At 65.8% G+C, this 19,634-nt stretch carries 17 protein-coding genes and 1 pseudogene; 7 read left to right on the top strand and 11 right to left on the bottom strand.

The features are described from left to right. Positions 1–76: 76 nt before the first annotated feature. The 4 genes from LL972_RS10465 to LL972_RS10450 form a co-directional block, all read right to left on the bottom strand. Positions 77–964 (bottom strand): TIGR01777 family oxidoreductase, encoded by an 888-nt coding sequence (locus LL972_RS10465; RefSeq protein WP_228327545.1) that lies wholly within the window; start codon positions 962–964, stop codon positions 77–79. A 204-nt stretch (positions 965–1,168) separates the two neighbouring features. Further along, complete coding sequence (locus tag LL972_RS10460) at positions 1,169–1,762, bottom strand: DUF4142 domain-containing protein (protein WP_228327544.1); 594 nt, start codon at positions 1,760–1,762, stop codon at positions 1,169–1,171. A gap of 94 nt (positions 1,763–1,856) precedes the next feature. Then, the gene (locus LL972_RS10455; protein ID WP_164739212.1) at positions 1,857–2,123 is read right to left on the bottom strand and encodes a hypothetical protein; all 267 of its coding nucleotides are present in this window, start codon (positions 2,121–2,123) and stop codon (positions 1,857–1,859) included. 28 nt (positions 2,124–2,151) lie between these two features. After that, a complete protein-coding gene (locus LL972_RS10450) occupies positions 2,152–2,433 on the bottom strand; it encodes a hypothetical protein (protein WP_016902660.1) in 282 nt (93 codons plus the stop codon). 685 nt (positions 2,434–3,118) lie between these two features. Between LL972_RS10450 and LL972_RS10445 the strand changes: the two are divergent. Both LL972_RS10445 and LL972_RS10440 read left to right on the top strand, forming a co-directional pair. Further along, positions 3,119–4,228 (top strand): annotated as a pseudogene (locus tag LL972_RS10445) (DUF3182 family protein). After that, positions 4,228–5,094: an alpha/beta hydrolase family protein gene (locus tag LL972_RS10440; RefSeq protein WP_228327543.1), complete on the top strand. Its 867-nt coding sequence runs from the start codon at positions 4,228–4,230 to the stop codon at positions 5,092–5,094. The pseudogene LL972_RS10445 and the gene LL972_RS10440 overlap by 1 nt, the downstream one beginning before the upstream one ends. Positions 5,095–5,232: 138 nt before the next feature. Here the strand turns inward: LL972_RS10440 and LL972_RS10435 are convergent, their stop codons facing one another. Together LL972_RS10435 and fabR are read right to left on the bottom strand one after the other, a co-directional pair. Beyond that, a complete protein-coding gene (locus tag LL972_RS10435; RefSeq protein ID WP_228327542.1) occupies positions 5,233–6,045 on the bottom strand; it encodes a hypothetical protein in 813 nt (270 codons plus the stop codon). Between the two features lie 615 nt (positions 6,046–6,660). Then, a complete protein-coding gene (gene fabR / locus LL972_RS10430) occupies positions 6,661–7,308 on the bottom strand; it encodes an HTH-type transcriptional repressor FabR (protein ID WP_010374793.1) in 648 nt (215 codons plus the stop codon). A 93-nt stretch (positions 7,309–7,401) separates the two neighbouring features. Here fabR and LL972_RS10425 point away from each other — a divergent pair, with 93 nt between their 5' ends. Continuing rightward, positions 7,402–8,484 carry a ferredoxin reductase gene (locus tag LL972_RS10425; RefSeq protein ID WP_228327541.1) on the top strand — a complete coding sequence of 361 codons (1,083 nt, stop codon included), beginning with the start codon at positions 7,402–7,404 and terminating at the stop codon, positions 8,482–8,484. Between the two features lie 9 nt (positions 8,485–8,493). Further along, the gene (locus LL972_RS10420; RefSeq protein WP_228327540.1) at positions 8,494–9,618 is read left to right on the top strand and encodes a fatty acid desaturase family protein; all 1,125 of its coding nucleotides are present in this window, start codon (positions 8,494–8,496) and stop codon (positions 9,616–9,618) included. A gap of 314 nt (positions 9,619–9,932) precedes the next feature. On the opposite strand, the gene LL972_RS10415 is transcribed toward LL972_RS10420, so the two are convergent. Then, positions 9,933–11,492 carry an EAL domain-containing protein gene (locus LL972_RS10415; protein WP_228327539.1) on the bottom strand — a complete coding sequence of 520 codons (1,560 nt, stop codon included), beginning with the start codon at positions 11,490–11,492 and terminating at the stop codon, positions 9,933–9,935. 383 nt (positions 11,493–11,875) lie between these two features. Here LL972_RS10415 and LL972_RS10410 point away from each other — a divergent pair, with 383 nt between their 5' ends. After that, a complete protein-coding gene (locus LL972_RS10410; RefSeq protein WP_010374782.1) occupies positions 11,876–12,052 on the top strand; it encodes a hypothetical protein in 177 nt (58 codons plus the stop codon). 460 nt (positions 12,053–12,512) lie between these two features. On the opposite strand, the gene LL972_RS10405 is transcribed toward LL972_RS10410, so the two are convergent. The 3 genes from LL972_RS10405 to ubiK form a co-directional block, all read right to left on the bottom strand. After that, entirely contained in the window at positions 12,513–13,022 is a 510-nt protein-coding gene (locus LL972_RS10405) for a lipocalin family protein (RefSeq protein WP_228327538.1), read from the bottom strand. Positions 13,023–13,298: 276 nt separating this feature from the next. Further along, positions 13,299–14,819, bottom strand: a complete 1,521-nt coding sequence (locus LL972_RS10400) for a YifB family Mg chelatase-like AAA ATPase (RefSeq protein WP_228327537.1) — start codon at positions 14,817–14,819, stop codon at positions 13,299–13,301. Between the two features lie 15 nt (positions 14,820–14,834). Next, positions 14,835–15,113: a ubiquinone biosynthesis accessory factor UbiK gene (gene ubiK / locus LL972_RS10395; protein WP_228327536.1), complete on the bottom strand. Its 279-nt coding sequence runs from the start codon at positions 15,111–15,113 to the stop codon at positions 14,835–14,837. Positions 15,114–15,304: 191 nt separating this feature from the next. On the opposite strand from ubiK, the gene LL972_RS10390 reads away from it, so the two are divergent. Both LL972_RS10390 and LL972_RS10385 read left to right on the top strand, forming a co-directional pair. Further along, positions 15,305–15,643, top strand: a complete 339-nt coding sequence (locus LL972_RS10390) for a P-II family nitrogen regulator (protein ID WP_016904463.1) — start codon at positions 15,305–15,307, stop codon at positions 15,641–15,643. 456 nt (positions 15,644–16,099) lie between these two features. Then, positions 16,100–18,082 carry a beta-N-acetylhexosaminidase family protein gene (locus tag LL972_RS10385; RefSeq protein ID WP_228327535.1) on the top strand — a complete coding sequence of 661 codons (1,983 nt, stop codon included), beginning with the start codon at positions 16,100–16,102 and terminating at the stop codon, positions 18,080–18,082. Positions 18,083–18,442: 360 nt separating this feature from the next. Here the strand turns inward: LL972_RS10385 and LL972_RS10380 are convergent, their stop codons facing one another. Continuing rightward, a complete protein-coding gene (locus LL972_RS10380; RefSeq protein WP_228327534.1) occupies positions 18,443–19,117 on the bottom strand; it encodes an RIO1 family regulatory kinase/ATPase in 675 nt (224 codons plus the stop codon). Between the last annotated feature and the right edge of the window lie 517 nt (positions 19,118–19,634).

Raw genomic sequence — 19,634 nt, 5'->3', positions numbered from 1 at the left:
CATGGCCCGACGGGCTGTTGCAGCGCGGCCGACGGACCCGCCCACCGCGCAAGGCCCACCCAGGCCAGCGCAGGCGCTAGCGCTGCAGAATGGCGCGCAACGCCGCTTCCAGGCGCGGATACTGGAAGTGGAAGCCGGCATCCAGGGCGCGTTGTGGCAGCACGCGCTGGCTGACCAGCAGCAGCTCGGCCATCTCGCCAAAGCCCAGTCGCAGCAGGCCGGCCGGCAGGGCCAGCAGCGCCGGGCGATGCAGCACGTGGGCCAGGGTGCGCGCGAATTCGGCATTGGTGACCGGGGTCGGTGCGGTGGCGTTGTAGGCGCCGGCCTGGCCGTGCTCCAGCAACCACAGCAGCAAGGCCACCATGTCGGCCCGGTGGATCCAGCTCATCCAGTGCCTGCCATTGCCGAACGGGCCGCCGCCGCCGAAGCGGAACGCCGGCAGCATGCGGGCCAGGGCGCCGCCATCGCGGTCGATCACGATGCCGGTGCGCACACAGCTCACGCGTGGGCCGAGTGCGGCGATGCTGGCCGCCTCGGCTTCCCAGTCGCGGCACAGCTGCGCGGAGAAATCGTCGCCGGCACGGTCTGCCTCGATGAGGACGCTGTCGCCACGCTCGCCGTAATAGCCGACCGCCGAGCCGGAAATCAGCACCGACGGGCGCTGTTCGGCCGGCTGCTGCGCGATCCAGGCATGCAGCTGGCGGGTGATGCCCAGGCGCGATGCGCGGAAACGCTGCTTGCGCGCCTCGGTCCAGCGGCCGGCAGCCAGCGGTTCGCCGGCCAGGTTGATGACCGCATCGGCATGCACGCCGTCCAGCGTGTCTATCGCGGTAATGCCGGGCAGGCTGCGCCCGGCGCGGCGCAGGTCGCGGGTCAGCACGCTGACCTGGTGCCCGGCCTGCAGGAGTGCCGGACACAAGGCCTGGCCGATGAAGCCGGTGCCGCCGGTGATGAGCAACTGCATGTGACATTCCTGCGCCGAATCGATGCGGCACGATAGGCCAGCGCCGCCCGCTGCAGGGTGAAGTCGCAGCCGCCCATGCACTGCGGTGGCCGCGTGTGGCACCAGGACGGCGGGCGGGTGAAGGACGCGTTCGATCGGCAAGGGCCAAACGAAAACGCGCCGGACAGGCCGGCGCGCTGGATGCTTGCAGACGGTGCGCCAGGCTCAGCGCGAGGAAGACACCGCGTGGGCACGCTCGAAGTGCGCCGACACCACGCGCCGGCTTTCTTCCAGATGCTGCTTGACCGGCGCGCTTTCGGCGGCGGGCAGCAGTTCGGCATCGATGATCTTGATGGTGTCGCCGTGGTCGCTGACCATCGTGCGCAGGAAGGCATTGCGGTAGGCGTCCTTGCCATCGGGCAGGGTCGCTGTCTTTGCCAGTGCATCCACTGCCGCCTTGCCCTTGGCGCGCATTGCATCGGCGCGGGGGCTATCGGTGGCGCCCAGCGCCTTGCTCTTTTCCAGGTTGGCTTCGTGGTCGTGCAGCAGCTGCTTGGCGAATGTGTCGGTCGCACCCCCCAGATCCTGGGCGATGGCCTGCTTGGCCAGCGCGATCTCGTTTTCATCCAGCGCCGCCAGCACGCCAAGCACTGCGGGATCGCCCTTGGCCAGTTCGGCAGCGCCGGTACCGCTGACCGGGGCGGCAGTCGGTTCCGGCGACACTGCCGGCGCAGTCCGCGACGCATCGCCGCCGGGGCGATCGCAGGCAGTGAGGGAAAGCACGGCGACGAGCGATGTCGCGACAAGAAGGGATTTCATGGAGGTCCTGGGAAGAGGCGGCCAACACTGCCGACGGTGAAATGCAAAGGAGCCGCTGCGCGGCTCCGGTGATGCGTGGATCGGCGCTGGCCGATCAGGCCAGCTGTGGCTGGGCCACTGCGCCAAGGCCCAGCGATCTGGCCGGCGTACGCACGGTGTCCTGCGCGGTGCGGCACACGCGCGCCATGCGCGCGGTGCGCTCGCGAATCAGCGCGTGTTCGCTGGCCGGGGCACTGCCCAGCAAGCTGGCGACATGGAAGCCTAGGATGTCCTCCGCGCGGTCGCCCTGGTCGCTGACGATGTGCGGAACCAACCGCTCCAATCGTTCCAGCTCCTGCTGCACTTGATACGGGGTTTTCATGATGCTCTCCAATGAGGAACGGTCTTGCTCAACTATTGCGGGTGCCCAGCCGCTGCCAGCAATCGGTGGCCAATTGCTCGTAATTGGACTGTGTGCTGGATGAAATGAAGTGATGCTCCAGGCGGTCGCGAAACAGGCGCAGACGTTCCTGATCGCTCGAACGCGGGGCTTGCAGATAGATATCGCAGGCCATTTTCACCACCGGGGACAATTCGCTGAACTTGCCTGCACCCAGGTTGCCCTGTGCGTGCCGCGCCTGCCAATGCGCGATTTCGGCCTGTACATCGATGACGGATGGGTCTCTGCTCATGACTTCGCGTGGTCCGGGTTAAACAAACTTGACGTGCAGGGTAGCTGCGGCTATGTCAACGAATGATCATCGAACCCGACTATTCGACCAGACGACGGCAGCGCGTGCTTAATTGGTCAGCTTCGTCTGCGCATCTACACGCTGCGTGTGCAGACCGCGTCGCACGCAATGCGCGCCTGCGATTCAAGCCATATCGCTATGGTGAGCAACAGCCAGCAATCGATTGCATTGCCCGAGCGGTCAGCTGCAAGTGTGTTCCAGTTGCCATTGTGAAGCGGTGAATGTGCTGCGCTGATGCTTTAGAAAAAACACGTACGCAATGCCGCAATTTACGGAAGATTCTGAATCGTTCCACACTTGTGTAACGTCTGATGCTTAGGATGTGGGATCACATTAGGGAGATGAGAGTACTCAGGATGCAGGACAGCGAAAGCAGTCGTAAGCCGCAAGCCGCCAGTGGTACCCAAGAAGCACGCGTGTGGTGGCATGCCCTGGTAGAACTACGTGGGGGACGTGTCGCCATCAGCTTGATCGTCGTCCTTGTGATTGTGTTTGCGTTCTACCTGGCGCTGAAATAAGCCGTTTTTTCCGGTACCCACGGGGTGCCGCACGAACGCCTGCACGTGTCTCAACTGTTTGAACAAGCCACAACGGCACGCGGCTCGACGCTGCGAGGGGAGACGTGATGGCGCACAAGCAGTATTGCCAGGTCGTGGGGCACGTCACCCGACCGGTACCCGAGTACGGTCATGAGCGTGTTACGCATGCCTGGGTCTGCGACGAAATCGCACGGTTGCTGGGCGCGCGCGGCACAAGGCACGCCAGTAATGGCGCTGTCTCAGAGCACGCGGTCCCGGAGACCGTGTTTCATGTGCCCGATGAGACCTTGACGTCGGAACAGGCGCATGGACTCGGTATCGATGATGCTGCGGACTTGCTGGGCGGCATCGTGCCGCATGCCTTCCTGGCGACCAAGGTCATCGGCCACCCGCTGATTGCCGACCATGCAGTCAGCATCGTCGGGTGGAACCAGGCGCTGGCCACCGCGCTGATTCCGGCCACACTGGCCGGCTATACGGTGTTTTCGCGTATCGATGCCCTACGTGCGCTGGAGACCCTGCTCCCGGAAGGCGGCGTGCGACTCAAGTTGCCCACCGGCGTGGGTGGCAACGGCCAATGGCGTATTGCCGATGCAGCGCAACTGACGCAGGTGTTGGACAGCTTGCCGCAGGCCTATCTGGGTACGCATGGCGCGGTGCTGGAGAGCAATATCCTGCAGCCAGTGACGCACAGCGTGGGCGAGCTGTGCGTTGCTGGCGTCCAGATTGCCTATTACGGCACGCAATGCAGCGTGCGCAATGCGCAGGGCGAAGAGGTCTATGGCGGCTCATCGCTGCACGTGTATCGCGGATCGCTCGAGGCATTGGCCATGACCGCGCTACCGTCCCTGTAACAGCGCGTGGTCGAGCAAGCCTGCAGATACGATCGATTCATCGCCGCGGCCTATCCTGGGTTGCATATCTCGCGGCGCAACTACGATGTGGTCAGCGGCGACGATGGGCAGGCTGGTGCGGTCTGCGGTGTGCTGGAGCAATCCTGGCGCGTGGGTGGCGCGACACCGGCCGAGCTCGCCGCGATCGCCAGCTTTCAGGATGACGCCAGCCTGCAGTGGGTACGCGCCTCCACGCATGAGATCTATCAGGGCGAACCGCCCGCAGATGCGCAGATCTACTACCGTGCCGACCGCCCCGGGCCGGGTCCGCGCTTCAAATACAGGAGGGTATCCACCACGTAATGGAAGCCAAACTTTCCAGCATTCAGATCCCGGTCGACCAGGACGAACTCAGCGGCACCTTGCTTACCCCCACTGGCATTCCGGCTGTGTTGTTCGTGCATGGCTGGGGCGGTAGTCAGCATCACAGCCTGGTGCGCGCGCGCGAAGCGGTCGGCCTGGGCTGTATCTGCATGACCTTCGACCTGCGCGGACACGAAGGCTACGCGTCGATGCGCCAGAGCGTGACACGCGCGCAGAACCTGGACGACATCAAGGCCGCTTACGATCAGCTTGCCGGCCTGCCGTATGTCGATCCGCAGTCGATCGCCGTGGTCGGGCTCAGCTACGGTGGCTACCTGTCCGCATTGCTGACGCGAGAACGCCCGGTGGAATGGCTGGCGTTACGCTCGCCCGCGCTGTACAAGGACGAGCACTGGGACCGCCCCAAGGTAAGCCTCAACGCCGATCCGGAGTTGATGGACTACCGGCAACGCGTCCTGACCCCCGACGACAATATCGCCTTGGCGGCCTGCGCCGATTACAAGGGCGATGTGCTGCTGGTGGAGGCGCAGCACGATGTGATCGTGCCGCATCCGGTATTGCGCAATTACGCCGATGCCTTTGTCAATGCGCGCTCGCTGAGCGCGCGCGTGATTGCCGGTGCGGATCACGCATTGAGCGTCAAGGAACACCAGCAGGAATACACGCGCATGCTGATCGACTGGCTGACCGAAATGGTGGTCGGTCGGCGCATCGCCCTGGCCAAGGAGGTGGTGGCCGCACGCAAGCAGATGCTCAAGCAGCAGAGCGATGCGGTGCCATCGCCAGGGCAGGGTGCGCACGAATTCCGTGGCGACATCCGTGCAGTGGAGAAAAATTCGAGTTGAGTGGTGCGTTCGCCGAGGCGCCTCAGGTCTGGCGGTGCTTTCGACAAAAGAGAACGGGCCCATCGGGCCCGTTCTTTTTCAAGCTTCAGCGCGGCTTGTTTTGCGTTTTAGCACGACCTGGGGCCATGCCGCAGTGACTTAAACGCGCGGGTCGGTCGGGTTGCGACGTGCCGCTTCGTCGTGATGTTCCGAATCGAAGGCTTCGCGCACTGCGTGCTTGGCCTTTTCCCAGCTCAGGCGTGAATTGGACTTGAAACGGTCCCAGCCATCGCCCAGGTCGCGTTCCAGATGGTCGTCCCACTGGCGGCCGGCATGCTGTTGACGCGCCTGCATGCCGTAACGATAGGCCGGACGATAATCGTCGTAGGAATACTCGGCGTCGCGATAGCTTGCGCTGTCGAAACGGCCCTCGTAGTGCGTATCGCCCTCGCGATAGACGCTGTGCGTGCGATCGGCACGCTCCCAGGCATCGCGAGCGGCAAGTCGCGCGTCTTCCCATTCCAGCCGCGACTCGCCGCGATTGCGCGGCCATTCGCCGGCCAGGGTGGCTTCGGTTTCTTCCCAGGTGCTGGTCGGACGGGTTTCGCGCGCCTGCAGGCCAAAGCCGTAGACGGTGGCGTAATCGCGGTCGTAATCGGTGCCTTCCTTGTAGTAAGGACGGTTCTGATGCTCCTGACGCCAGTATTCGGTTTCCACTGTCGGGTCCAGGCGCTCTGCCACGCCCTTGCCTGCTGCGGCGCCGGCCACCACGCCCACCGCAGCACCGATCAGGGTGCCCAGCGGACCAAATACCGTGCCGGCCAGCGCGCCGGCGGCAGCGCCGCCTGCGATGCCGCCCACACCCACGCCCACCGGATGCGAACCGGGTGCACCGGAGATCGGATCACGATTCAGATCCTGTGCTTCGGCCTTGCGGTCCTGCTTGTCGAGAGGGGTGTCGTGGTTGCTCATGTCGTCTCCGGTGTGCCTGTAGGTGCGACTGTCGATACAGATCGCGAACGTGGCGCCACCTTGGCCAGACGGGAGTGAAACGCGTGTGCTTGGATGTGAGTGCCGTCGCGACAAGACTGAACTATGCATCCGTCACTATGGATGAGGTTGCTGACACCAAGTTGCAACAGTGCGATGAAGCAAAGGCGCACCGCAGGTCTCTTGATTAACCGAGGGTGGCGTTACGTCACTGGCGTATATGGATTACCAAGTCGTTAGCTGATAACGCCAAGCGTATTTCTACAGCGGTGGTCTGCATAAAGTGCGACCGTATCGCCCTGCAGGTAATTGAAATATTTTTTAGGCAAGCAGGCGCTGCAGATGTGTCAGCGATCGATATTTATGGCTCTCTGCGCGAAACGCAGCACGTGCAAATCGTTCTATGCATCGGTGCTTGAACGACGCGCAACGTGGCAATGCAGGTGGACTGCGCCCCCATGACCGCGGCCATCGACGCACTGACGGTGCGTAAGTGCGATTTAATCCGTACGCAGCCAGCCGGCCCGCATCACTTGGCAGCCAAGCGACACTGATGAAAGTGGGGCCGACAGGTTGCTTCCCGATGTCAAACCACCGTCACCCGCCGTGCGTGCCCAGGGTGCGTGCGCCGGTCAATATCATGCGCAGCATCTGCGAGATCTGTTCGATCAATTCGGGATCTTTTTCCGGCGGCGAGTCCATCGCCACCGCGCCCATCGCAAACACCAGCCGGGTGATCGCCTTGGACACCAGCGCCGGTGCATGCAGCTTGGCGTTGTCGGCGGCGGCCAGGCGGATCAGGTCCACCCGCAACTCGTCTTCGAAATAGCTGAGCTCGCGCTCCACTGCCTGCTTGAACGCATCCGAGCCCACCGCACCTTCGCGCAGCAGCACATGCAGCAACTTGTCGTCGGCACGCAGCTGTTCCATGAAGGCTTCGACCGACACCCGGATGACGCTGCGGTCGGTGGAGGTGGCGCGCTGACGGGCCTGGCCGATGATGGTGCGCAACGAACGCCCGGCCAGATCGATCAAGGCCACCGCCAGCTCGTCCATGTCGCGGAACTGGCGATAGAAGCTGTTCGGCGCGATGCCGGCTTCGCGTGCCACTTCGCGCAGGCTCAGCGTGGACAGGCTGCGGTGCGGTCCGATCAGCGACAGCGCCGCGGCGATCAGGTCCTCACGTGAAATCGCCGGCTTGCGTGACGGCGGCGCGTCGTGGGAAGGCAGGGCGATGGAGGTCATGAGGCGGTAGCCGGGCGTGGGCCTGAATCATAGCTCCTCTGATCGATATACAACTGTATACACGGCTGTGCATGCATGCGTATAGTGCGATCCATGAACCTGGCATCTGACCCCAAGTCCAAGTCCAAGTCCCCGTTGCCGACGCGTCTGGCGCGCCGGCTGGTGTCGCCGCAGTTGTTCGACTTCTGGGCAACTCGGCTCAACCCCCTGTGGACCCTGGAACGGCCGATGGCCCGCCTGGTCGCGCGCACCGCGGCCAGCCGTGATGCGGTGACCCTGGTACTGCGGCCCAATGGCCACTGGCAGGGCCTGCAGGCCGGCCAGCACGTGAGCCTGGGCGTGGAGATCGACGGCCGCCGCCTGCTGCGCAGCTACAGCCCGACCGTGCTGGCCGATGGCCGCCTGGCGATCACCGTCAAGTCGATCGAGGGCGGGCTGGTCAGCCGCTACCTGGCCGGCGCTGCGCCGATCGGGACGGTGGTGTCGCTGGATCCGGCCTTCGGCGACATGCTGCTGCCGACCACCCCGACACCGCTGTTGCTGCTGGCTGCCGGCTCGGGCATCACCCCGATGCGCGCGCTGCTGCAGGCCGCCGCGCAGGCCGGCATGCCGATGGACGTGGACCTGCTGTACTGGGTGCGCCGGCGTGACGAAGCGTGTTTCGTCGAGGAATTCGAGGCGATGGCCGCCGCCCATCCGCGCCTGCGCGTGCGGCTGCTGACCACCCGCGAAGGCGCCACGCCGGCTGCGCGCATTGATACGTATCCGTTGGAGCAGGTCGCCGATCTGGACCAGCGTCATGTGATGGTCTGCGGCCCGGGCGGTTTCGTGCAGGCGGCGCGCGCGCGCCTGCAGGGCCGCGTGGCCGCGTTCCAGGCCGAAGCCTTCAGCGTGCCGGTGCTGGACGACGGCGAAGCCGGTGAGGTGCAGGTCCAGCTGTCACGCAGCGGCCGTACGCTGACCCTGCCGCGCGGCCAGTCGCTGCTGGAAGGGCTGGAAGCGCAAGGCCTGCGGCCGAAACACGGCTGCCGCATGGGCATCTGCAACAGCTGCGCCTGCGCGCGCCAGGCCGGCACCACGCGTCACCTGTTGACCGGTGAGCGCAGCAACGAACCCACCGCACAGGTCCGCCTGTGCATCAGTGCCCCGAGCACTGACCTGATCCTGGATCTGTAAGGAATCTTCATGAGCCGAGTCCATAACCGTGCCCTGTCCGCTGCCGAACTGCAGTCCTTCGGCAACGAGCTCGATGCCATCCGCGCCCGCGTGCAGGCCCAGGTCGGCGCCGCCGATGCGCGTTACATCCGCCGCATCGTGGCGGCGGTGCGCTGGACCGGCGTGGCCGGACGCGCGCTGCTGTTCCTGGGCGCGTTCGTGCACAGCGTGCTGATCCCGGCGTGGATCGCCGGCGTGGTGCTGCTGACACTGTCCAAGATCCTGGAGAACATGGAGCTGGGCCACAACGTCATGCACGGCCAGTACGACTGGATGGGCGACCCGCAGCTCAACGGCAACACCTACGAGTGGGACATCGTCGCCACCGGCGACAACTGGCGCAAGACGCACAACTTCAAGCACCACACCTACACCAATGTGCGTGGCATGGACGATGACATCGGCTACGGCCTGCTGCGCATCTTCCCCGAGCAGCGCTGGCGCCCGTTCTACCTGCTGCAGCCGTTCGTGGCGGTGTTCTTCGCGCTGCTGTTCGAATGGGGCGTGGCGATCCAGGACCTGCGCCTGGGCCGCTGGTTCGCCGGCAAGATGAAGGCGGCCGAGTTGCGCGCCTCGTTCCTGCCGGTCGGCCGCAAGATGGGCCGCCAGATGCTCAAGGACTACATCGTGTTCCCGCTGCTGGCCGGCCCGTTCTTCCTGACCGTGCTGCTGGGCAATCTCGCCGCCAACGTGCTGCGCAGCATCTGGACCTTCGTGATCATCTTCTGCGGCCACTTCACCGCCGATGCGGAAGTGTTCCCGAAGGAGTCGATCCGCAACGAGTCGCGCGGTCACTGGTATCTGCGTCAGCTGCGGGGTTCCTCGAACCTCACCGGCGGCAAGCTGATGAACGTGCTGTCGGGCAACCTGAGCCACCAGATCGAGCATCACTTCTACCCGGACCTGCCGGCCAACCGTTACGCGCAGATCGCGGTCGAAGTGAAGCAGATCTGTGCGCGCTACGGCCAGCACTACAACACCGGCTCGCTGCCGCGTCAGTTTGGCCAGGTAATGTGGCGGATCGTGCGGCATGCGTTCCCGAGCCGGCCCAAGCCGGTACGTCGCCAACGCGAAGGCGCCCTGCAAAGCGCCTGATCGAAAGGGCCGCCATTGGCGGCCCTTTTTTTTGGGGTGCAGTCAGTCCCTGCCGGATCGCCACACGAGATTGCGCCTTGCCGGGTGCTCAGCATCGGTGCTTGCGGCAGGTGAACGCAAAGCGGTAGCGCCAGCTCGGGCAATACGCTGTCGGGCAATTTGAGCTTGCGTGCGGGTGAGATCAGCACCTGCGCTGCGATTCGAGCATGCCGTGCGCGCACAACGTTTTATTGCAGTGCCTGGATCGCCGTGGCTGTTGGTCGACTGCGCGTCCTGACGGTCCAGGTCAGTGCAGGGCGCCGTACTGGCGCCGGTCAGTGCGCGACGCCACGCATCAGCGCGTGGTAGGCGATGAAGCCGGTGGCTGGCAGCGCGCGCGAGAACAGCCAGCCCTGCGCCAGATCCACGCCGTGCGCGCGCAGATAGTCCAGCTGTTCCTGCCGTTCCACGCCTTCGGCAATGGTGCGCAGCTGCAACGTCTTGGCCATGTCGATGATGTGCGAGGTTACCGCGCTGGTGGCCGAGTGGGTGCCGATGGTATCCACGAACGATTTGTCGATCTTCAGTGCGTCCAGCGGCAACCCTTGCAGATACTGCAGGCTCGAATAGCCGGTGCCGAAGTCATCGATCGACACCGTGTGGCCGGCACCGCGCAGATGGGTGATGGTGGTGCGTGCCGCTTCGATGTCCATCAGGCTGCGTTCGGTCGCCTCCACCCACAACTGCCCGCTGTCCACCTTGGTGCCGTGCAGCGCCTGGGCCAGCACGGTCTGCACACGACCGCTCTTGATGTCTTCGGCGGAGACATTGATGGCCACGTGCAGGGAGGGGTCGGTCGCCAGGGTCGGACCGAGGTCGCGGATGACTTCGGCCACCACCAGATCGGTGATCGGCAGGATCAAGCCGCTTTCTTCGGCCAGCGGAATGAAGGCGTCGGGCGGGATCAGCACGCCATCGGGCTGCTGCCAGCGCACCAGCGCCTCGGCACCGACGCAGGCGCCTGTGTCGAGCGCGATGATCGGCTGGTAATGCACGACGAACTCGTTGCGTTGCACGGCGATCTCCAGCCGCGCCAGCGGCGACAACCGCCGCCGCGATACCCAGATCACCACGCTGACCAACAGCAGCGCCAGCGCAATGCCGACCGGGACCACCTGCAGCCGTGCAGCCGCCAGCGGCCCGCGCAGATAGGCCACCGGCTCGGTGACGACCGCGGCCCAGTCGCCGCGGCGGCCGCGGCCGGACAATGCCTGGGCGTGTGCCCCGGTGCCGGATGCATCGCTCGGCAGTGTGGTCAGCAGCTGCTCGGCGGCGGTGCCGGTACTGCTCAGTATCTGGCCGTCCGGCGTGCCGATCGCCAATTGCAGACCGGGCGGCAGATTGATGTCGGCCAGCGTGGTCGGATTGATCAGGGCGTTGTAGTCCTCCAGCTGCAGGGCCATCAGCGTGTGTTGCGGATTGGCCAGCGGACGCAGCCGCGTGGTGACCGCGATGCCGCGCTTGACCACAAAGTCGGCAGTGGTGTGTGCAACGGCCTCCGGCGATGGCCCCCACGAAGTGCAGCGCAACCGGCCTTGCTGGATGTATCCCAGTTCGACGATGTAGTGACTGGCCAGCACCAGTGCACGCATCTGCGCCAGATGTGATGGGGAGCAGGGCTGCAGCTGCGATGCGCCCATGCTCAAGAGCGCGCCATGTGCCTCGTCGAAGGCGGTTTCGGTGCGCCGGATCGACAATGCCGCGAGCTGCGCGAGCTTGCTTTCCTCGCGGTCCAGCGCCAGCCGCCATGCCAGGTAGTAGGACAGGCTGACCGGAAGCGTTGCGCACAGCACTACCAGCAACACGGTCAGACTGATGATGCGTTGACGCTTCACCTCACCACCCACATCTGCGTGGAGGCGTGCTCACGCACAACAGCCCGCGCAGGGCAGCGCTGACACGCATCGCCCCACGAACGGCACAGCATATTCGCGCCGCGCGCGGGCATGCCGTAAGAGCACGGCGGAGACAGTGACGGTGGTCTGATGAGGCTGCACGTCGCGAATGTACGACAGACGCGTGGGTTGCGCGCGTCCGCGGGGCGAAGCAGATGTGATTTTCTGCAAATGACGGTGCCGGGCGCCGTGGCAATCGGACTCGTCAATGGATTCACGCGCCTGCACCGGGCGGCGCGCTAGGGTCGGGTGGTCTGTGCTCCCAAGCGGGAGCCGCGGCGCCATCCGGTCCCGTGCAAGGCACTTTCCCTGGAGGAATCACCATGACAACGCAGAAAGAACGCGTCGGCGGCACCGATGCAGTGCCGATCTTCAAGATGCAGGAAACCACTCGCGATGGCGAGCTGACCAAGTATGTGGTCGGCGACACCGGCGTTGCCTTCGACAGCCTGGAAGGCGCGCAGGCTGCAGCCAAGGATCTGGGCACGCTCAACGGTTGAGTCGGGCTGCAGTTTGGTCTCCCCAGTCGTCGAATGCCCGATAGTCGACGACTGGGATAGGTCGAACCCGCAAGCGGTAAGGGCACGCACCAGACAGTTGCTCGGCTGCTTTCTTGAAATCCCGTCTGCGGGGCGGCTTGCGATGGGAAGCCGGTGGCACGCAGTAATCTGATCAACCCATGTCTCGTCTTGCTTGCCCCATGCGCACCGACCATCTTGACTGGTCATCGCCCGCCTACCGTCGCGGGACCTCATGCGGCATGGATGCCGCATAAGAGCCTCCAGGGACGGATTCACGGCGTGTCCCGCGATGGTCGGCGGGCAAGGGCCCTGCAACCCAGTCGCAGATCAACCGATCTGCAGTTGATCTATCCGAGCAACCCAATCCCCCACAAGACATTCGCTGGCGAGGGCGCGTGTTCTCGCGACCGGCCGACTGCGATGTCAGCTCTGCCGGCAATCAGGGAAGTGGCTGTTCCGTCAGTCGCCCGGTGTGCGGGGTGTGGATCAGCGGGGCCAGATCGAAGCCCTGCTCGCGTGCATGCGCCAGATAGGCCTGGGTGATGTTTTCGTCCAGTTGCGGAAGCCTTGCCAGCAGCCACATGTACTTGCGGTCGGGACCGCCGACCAGCGCGGCGGTGTAGTCCGCATCGATGCGCATCACCCAGTAATCGCCTTTGGTGAAAGGAATCCAGCGCAGGCCTTCGGGCAGGAAGGTGACTTCCAGTCGCGCGTTGCTGTCGTCGATGGCGCGCGCCTCGCCGATTGCCTCTTCCAGCTCGCCTTCGGCGGTCAGGCAGCGGTTCTGCACGCGCACCGTGCCATCGTCCTGCAGCGAGTAGTGCGCCGACACATCGGTGCAATCGGCATCTTCGAAGCGAATCGGCAATCGTGCGATCTCGTACCAGGTGCCCAGATAGCGATTCAGATCCAGGGATGGGACGGTGACTAGGTCGGGATGTCGGCTCATGGCGGCCTCTGCGCAGTGGTGTGGCGGACGTTGTACGTGCATCGCCATGAAATGGATGTTGCGACGCTGGAGAGAGCGTGTGGATGCACGCGGCGAATGCCGTGTTGCTCGATAAAGGCAAGTGCACGCTCACTGCAGCCGAACGAGCAGCAAGCGACGGCGGGATGAAGCGATCGACTGTATTGCCCTCCTGAATTGCTTGGCGTCCTAACGAACCAGCGCGGAATGGTCGTGCGGTGGGCGTGCCGTCGCGTCGACGCGCTCGGGTCGGCGCCGTTACGCCGCGCTCGCCGTGTCCATTGCACGATCCAGCTTGCGGTAGCCGATGGCCTCGGTCAGATGCCCGGTGGCAATGGCCGCACTGTCGTCGAGATCGGCGATGGTGCGGGCCACGCGCAGGATGCGATGCATGGAGCGCGCAGATAGCTGCAGGTGTTCGATGGCGCGTTCCAGCAGCACCTGATCGTCGCCCTGCAGGCGGCAGTGATGATCGGTCTGTGCCTGATCCAGTTGTGCGTTGGGTGCGCCGGCGCGCGCGAGTTGCCGTTCGCGTGCGGCAACCACGCGTGCACGCACGCTGGCGCTGTCTTCGCCAGGATTGCCGCTGCGCAAGGCGTGCGGCGGCAGTCGCGGTACTTCGACATGCAGGTCGATCCGGTCCAGCAACGGGCCGGAGATACGGCTGCGATAGCGGCGGATGCTGTCGCTGCTGCAGCGGCAACGCCCGCTGCCGTCGCCGGCCCATCCGCATGGGCATGGGTTCATGGCAGCAACCAGTTGGAACCGCGCCGGGAAATCCACGCTGCGCGCTGCGCGCGAGATCGTCACCAGGCCCGATTCCAGGGGCTCGCGCAACACCTCCAGCGTCTGCCGCTGCCACTCCGGGAGCTCATCCAGAAACAGCACGCCGTGATGGGCAAGCGAGATCTCGCCGGGGCGCGGATGGGTCCCACCGCCGACCAGCGCGACTGCGCTGGCGGTGTGATGCGGGGCCCGGTAAGGCCGCTGCCGCCAGCGCGCAAGATCCAGCCCGCGGCCGCTGACCGAGGTAATGGCAGCGGTTTCCAGTGCCTCGGCTTCGCTGGATTCCGGCAACAGGCCGGGCAGGCGCGAGGCGAGCAGGGTCTTGCCGCAGCCCGGGCTGCCGACCAGCAGCAGATGGTGACCGCCGGCGGCGGCGATCTCCAGGGCGCGACGCGCGTGCGGCTGGCCGCGCACATAGGCCATGTCGGGCAGGGCACGCGCGCCCAGCGCCGGGATCGCCACCTCGGCGGCAGGCGCCCGTTGGCTGCCGTTGAGCGCGGCGCAGACTTCCAGCAGCGTGCGCGCGGTGAAGGCTTCGACATGCCCGGCGATGGCCGCTTCGGCACCATTGGCCAGCGGCACGATCAGCCGTCGCCCGGCCTGCGCGGCAGCCAGGGCGGCCGGCAGCACGCCATCGACGCCACGCAACTCGCCGGTCAGCGCGAGCTCGCCGAGGAATTCGTAGTCGGCCAGGGCTTGGCGATCGATCTGCCCGCTGGCGGCCAGGATGCCGAGGGCGATCGGCAGGTCGAAGCGGCCATCTTCCTTCGGCAAGTCTGCCGGGGCCAGGTTGATGGTGATGCGCCGGGCGGGAAATTCGAACTGCGCGCATAGCAGCGCCGCACGGACGCGTTCGCGCGATTCGCGCACCGCGGCCTCGGGCAGGCCCACGATCTGGGTGGAGGGAAGCCCGCCGGACAGATGCACTTCCACCCGAACCTCAGGCGCATGCACCCCCACGCGGGCACGGCTGTGCACCAGCGCCAGACTCATGGTGGAAGGCCCTGGTCAGGGAGCGGTGGGTGGCGCTGCGGGCGACGTCGCGGGCGCGCGGGCTTCCAGCGCGGCCACGGCCTGTTCCAGCGCATCGAGTTTCTCGCGCGTGCGCAGCAGCACCGCGCGCTGCACGTCGAACTCTTCGCGGGTGACCAGGTCCAGCTTGCCCAGGCCGGCCTGCAGTGCGCCCTTGAAGGTGCTTTGCAGTTCTTCGCGGGATTGGCGCAGGCCCGGCGGCACCAGGTCGCTGAGGCGGCGGGCGAGGTCGTCGAGCTGGTTGAAATCGATCATGGGTGTTCTCCGCAGGTCCGTAGGAAGCCTAGTGCAGGCCGGGACACGCGGGACATCGGCAAGGCAGTCGGCAGGCGGTAAGGATAGTCCCATTCGGCTGTCGGCCGCGGTGACGGCCGCATGCCACGGGGTGAGTGTTGCGGCTGTCCACGGTATGCTGCGCCCCCCGTCATGCCCTTGGTACTGCACCGATGAAAATGATCATGGCCATCGTCAAACCGTTCAAGCTCGACGATGTGCGCGAAGCGCTCGCCGGCTGCGGGGTGGCGGGCATCACGGTGACCGAGGTCAAGGGGTTCGGGCGCCAGAAGGGGCACACCGAGCTGTATCGCGGTGCCGAATACGTGGTCGATTTCCTGCCCAAGGTGAAGATCGAAGTGGCCGTGACCGACGACCAGGCCGAGCGCGTGGTTGAGGCCATCGTCACCGCGGCCGGGACCGGCAAGATCGGCGACGGCAAGGTGTTCGTCTACGACCTGGGCAGCGTGGTGCGGATCCGCACCGGCGAGCTGGACAGCGACGCGCTGTAAGGCCTCAGCAGGCAGCGACTTCGGCGGACTTTGCGCCGTTGGTGCCTGGGCAACTGACCGACCGCTGAAATACCGCACCAGTCATCGGCGGATTGCCGCAACGCAACGCCATGGCGTCCAGAGTTGCATCGCCGGCCTCTCCCCTCGTATGCGGCATCCGGCGGTCGACGGTTGACGCGTTTGCGAAACGGTGCGCCTGGCTCGCCTTCAATGGAGCAGCTTGTGCGCTACATGGCCCATCGGTTCCATCTTGCAACACGCACGCCGTTTGCTCATACCATTTCAATACCGAAGATCGGGCCGGCCACCCAGGCCCGCATCGGCATCAGCCGCATGCCGTGACCCTCCTTCTGCTCTCGAACTAGCCAAACGTATCCCGAGACCGGCCCCGCTTGTCGCCGCGCGACGACTTGCCTACTCTAGAGCCTAATACCATTTCAATACCGGAGTTCGGGGATGAAGCGACGCGATAGGAAGTCGGGCTTGCGCCCGCTCTCGCTTTGGCTGGCAGCAGGCCTGGCAGCGGCAACAGTCCCCGCGTTGGCACAGCCGGTCACCCAGCCGGCGATCTTCCCCGCCCCGGTCTCGATCACGTTGGAGGGCGGCACCGTCGCGCTGGGGCAGTCAGTGGTGCTGGTGGTGGCGCCGGGCGCAGATCCGGAGTCGGTCGCGTTGGTGCGCCGCATCCTCGGTACGGCCGGCGTCACCAAGATCGCCACCGCGGCGCGTCTGCCGGCCACGCTCGACCGCCCGCATATCGTGCTCGGCACCGGTGAGGCGGCAGTGGTGCGCGATGCGCTGACCCGCAGCAAGGCGGTGCAGGACACCCACACGGAGGGCTATACGCTCGCCAGCGTGGCACTGGGCACCGGCAGCCTGATCACGCTGGCCGGCCACGACAACGATGGCCTGTTCCATGCGGCGCAGACGCTGCGCCAGCTGGTCGAGCGCCCGGCCATTCCGACCCTGGCGATCCAGGATCATCCGGCGATGCCGATCCGCGGCACCATCGAAGGCTTCTACGGCGCGCCATGGTCGATGGCCGACCGCAGCAAGCACATCGAGTTTCTCGCCCGCAGCAAGGCCAATACCTTCATCTACAGCCCCAAGGACGACCCGTACGCGCGTGATCGCTGGCGCGACGCGTATCCGGCCGCGACGCTGAAGGCGCTCGGCAAGCTGGCGGCCACCGCCAAGCGCAACCATGTCGACTTCGTCTATGCGATCTCGCCGGGACCGACGGTGTGCTTCTCCGATCCGGCTGACGCCAAGGCGCTGCTGCGCAAGTTCGATGCCTTCCGTGCGCTGGGCGTGCGCAGCTTCTACGTGGCGCTGGACGATATCGAGTACACCAAGTGGAACTGCGAGCGCGACAAGGCCACCTTCGGTGCGTCCGGCGCGCAGGCGGCCGGTATCGCGCAGTCGCATCTGCTCAACCTGGTGCAGGCCGATCTGGTCGCCCGCCACGATGCAGCGTCGGAACTGATCATGGTGCCGACCGAGTATTACGACGCCAAGGAAAGCCCGTACAAGGAAGCGCTGCGCAAGCATCTGGACCCGAAGATCGTGGTGCAGTGGACCGGCACCGACGTGGTGCCGCCGGCCATTTCCATTCCCGATGCACGCGCGGCCACCAAGGCGTTCGGCCGCAAGACGCTGCTGTGGGACAACTACCCGGTCAACGATTTCGAAACCTCGGCCGGGCGCCTGCTGATGGCGCCGTATGCGCGGCGCGAGGCCGGCCTGTCGGCGGAATTGTCCGGCATCGTCTCCAACCCGATGAATCAGGAAGTACCCAGCCGCGTGGCGGTGATGGGGCTGACCGCCTTCGCCTGGAACGACACCGGCTACGACGCCCAGCGCACCTGGCATGCGGCCGCACGCGACCTGGCCGGTGGCGACGTGCAGGTGACCGCCGCGCTGCTGACCTTCTTCGATACCCAGCATCTGGCGCCGACCTTCGGCAGCCAGCCGTGGCAGGAACAGGCGCCGCGCCTGAAGGCCGTGCTCGATCATGTGCGCGAGACGATTGCCTTAGGCGATGCGGCAGCGCGCAGCCAGGCCATCGCCGAGCTGGCGCGCACTGCGGACGCGTTCGCGGCTGCGCCGCAGATCATCCGTAAGGGCGTGGCCGACAAGGGCTTTGCGGAACAGTCGCGCCCCTGGCTGGAGGCGATGGAAGGCTGGGGCCGCGCGCTGCAGCAGACCGCGGCCGGGCTGGATGCCGCCAATCGCGGTGACGCGCAGGCGTCAGTTGCGTTTGCCGATGCCAAGCGGATCGCCGCCGAAGCCGCGGCGATCCCCTCGATCCCCGGCGCTACGCGCTTCGGTGGCCCGGTCAAGATCGCCGATGGCGTACTGGACCGCTTCGTCGCCGACGCACCGCGCCTGATCGTCTACCGCGCGCCGTCGGCCGCCGAAGCGGCCGGCGCGCAGTGAGGAACCGGGGCGGCGACCGGACGACGGGCTAGCCGCCTGGAGGGCGCCGCCGGTGCGCGGCATCGGCGCGTACCCCTGTCCACTGTGGTTCCCCCGCGCCGTTGTGCACCACCTGGCGATTGCTCGCCAGGAAGATCGGCGCACGGTTGGCATGGCATCGGGATGGCCAGGCTTTCAGCCCGGTACGTGTGGCCCGCGTCGCCGGATTAGCATGCGGGACGCAGATCGATATGCGTTGTTGCGCTGGTGCCGGCGCCGGTGCTGGATGCAGGGCGCGGTTGCACGTCACCGGCCAGGCATCGCGCCCGGCGCGCGCTGCATTGGCGGCGGGTGGCCGCGGCTGGCCGGTCAGAGCGGGTTTCAGTCGGCACTGGTTGGCTGTGCATCGCGCTTCAGGTGCCGATACAGCCGCTTCCAGCCGCCGCGGATGGTGCCGACCCAGCGCGGTTCGGCGCTGCGTGCGGCCTCGTCGGCGGTCGGCGCGATCCCGGCCAGGCGCTGGCGCATTTTCTGGAAATTGGCCAGGTCGCTGCGCTGCAGCTGACGTGCCAGCGTGCCGCGCCGCAACCAGCGCGGGAAGCGCCAGGCCGAGGTGAAATCGATCAGCACCGGCACGCCGGCGCTGATCACCACATTGGTGCCGTGCAGATCGTTATGGGTGATGCCGACGGCGTGCAGGCGGCGCAGCGCCTGCTGCAGCTGCTGGAACACCTCCTGGCCAACCACCGCGCTGGCGCTGAGCGTGTCGCCCGGAATGAACTCCATGCCCAGCGCCAGCCCGCCCAGCGTGCCGAGCAGGGCCGGCGCATGCCGCCAGCCGTGCAGGCGGGCCAGCATCTTGGCCTCGTGGCGCACCATCAGCCGCGCGATCGGCGCCAGCAGCGTACGGCGGTAGCGGCTGTAGTCCTTGACCACCGCCAGTTGCCCATCCAGATGCGTGCGATAGACGTTTGGCTCGAGCAGCCGGGTGCCCTGCTTGAGCAGCACGGGCGTGATGATTTGCAGGCTGGAGGTGTCCAGTGGCTGGTAATGCATGGCAAGTCTCCGGACCTTGGCGGCGCGGAAGAATCACGCGTCTGGCAGGTTCACGATGATCGCGAGGGATCGGTCCAGTGAATTTTAGAACTTGGGAGTATTGAAATTACATTTGTTAAAAAAATGAAATGTTCCGGAAGTGGAACGGCATTAAGAATCAATAGGTTGCCGCATTAGCTGCGGTCAATCTTGTCGATACGTCTAGACAACGCGCTGCCCTGCAGCGAGCGTGCGTAGAGCGCAGCGCACGCCGTACCCAACGGCAGGAGCGCTTCTCGGGCGGCTGGCCGCGCACTGTGCGCACGAAGGTCAGCGATCACAGTCCTTCTTGACAGCTGCTGAGACTCGATTCACTGTGCCGGCTGCGGTCAGGGGGCTGCATCACACGTCAGTACCGGCACGTCCACGCGGACGATGCTGAAGCCGAGTACGCGCACGATCCGGTGATGCTGGGAAAGCCCCCGAATTGGACAGCAACTGCGCCACTTCCGGACGCCGCCAGGTCATGCCTGCGTGC

Origin of the sequence: Xanthomonas campestris pv. asclepiadis (assembly GCF_020784175.1) — a bacterium.
Classification (GTDB): Bacteria; Pseudomonadota; Gammaproteobacteria; order Xanthomonadales; family Xanthomonadaceae; genus Xanthomonas; species Xanthomonas campestris_D.
The sequence above is the reverse complement of the archived record's forward strand: the minus strand, read 5'-3'. Positions and strand labels throughout refer to the sequence as shown.

Bases quoted from the DNA above. Each gene is read 5' to 3' on its own strand.
- LL972_RS10435 (WP_228327542.1), bottom strand. From the start codon at position 6,045: ATGAGCAACCACGACACCCCTCTCGACAAGCAGGACCGCAAGGCCGAA.
- LL972_RS10455 (WP_164739212.1), bottom strand. From the start codon at position 2,123: ATGAAAACCCCGTATCAAGTGCAGCAGGAGCTGGAACGATTGGAGCGG.
- LL972_RS10420 (WP_228327540.1), top strand. From the start codon at position 8,494: ATGAGCCGAGTCCATAACCGTGCCCTGTCCGCTGCCGAACTGCAGTCC.
- LL972_RS10440 (WP_228327543.1), top strand. From the start codon at position 4,228: ATGGAAGCCAAACTTTCCAGCATTCAGATCCCGGTCGACCAGGACGAA.
- LL972_RS10460 (WP_228327544.1), bottom strand. From the start codon at position 1,762: ATGAAATCCCTTCTTGTCGCGACATCGCTCGTCGCCGTGCTTTCCCTC.
- LL972_RS10380 (WP_228327534.1), bottom strand. From the start codon at position 19,117: ATGCATTACCAGCCACTGGACACCTCCAGCCTGCAAATCATCACGCCC.
- LL972_RS10400 (WP_228327537.1), bottom strand. From the start codon at position 14,819: ATGAGTCTGGCGCTGGTGCACAGCCGTGCCCGCGTGGGGGTGCATGCG.
- LL972_RS10425 (WP_228327541.1), top strand. From the start codon at position 7,402: ATGAACCTGGCATCTGACCCCAAGTCCAAGTCCAAGTCCCCGTTGCCG.
- ubiK (WP_228327536.1), bottom strand. From the start codon at position 15,113: ATGATCGATTTCAACCAGCTCGACGACCTCGCCCGCCGCCTCAGCGAC.
- LL972_RS10390 (WP_016904463.1), top strand. From the start codon at position 15,305: ATGAAAATGATCATGGCCATCGTCAAACCGTTCAAGCTCGACGATGTG.
- LL972_RS10465 (WP_228327545.1), bottom strand. From the start codon at position 964: ATGCAGTTGCTCATCACCGGCGGCACCGGCTTCATCGGCCAGGCCTTG.
- LL972_RS10410 (WP_010374782.1), top strand. From the start codon at position 11,876: ATGACAACGCAGAAAGAACGCGTCGGCGGCACCGATGCAGTGCCGATC.
- LL972_RS10405 (WP_228327538.1), bottom strand. From the start codon at position 13,022: ATGAGCCGACATCCCGACCTAGTCACCGTCCCATCCCTGGATCTGAAT.
- fabR (WP_010374793.1), bottom strand. From the start codon at position 7,308: ATGACCTCCATCGCCCTGCCTTCCCACGACGCGCCGCCGTCACGCAAG.
- LL972_RS10385 (WP_228327535.1), top strand. From the start codon at position 16,100: ATGAAGCGACGCGATAGGAAGTCGGGCTTGCGCCCGCTCTCGCTTTGG.
- LL972_RS10450 (WP_016902660.1), bottom strand. From the start codon at position 2,433: ATGAGCAGAGACCCATCCGTCATCGATGTACAGGCCGAAATCGCGCAT.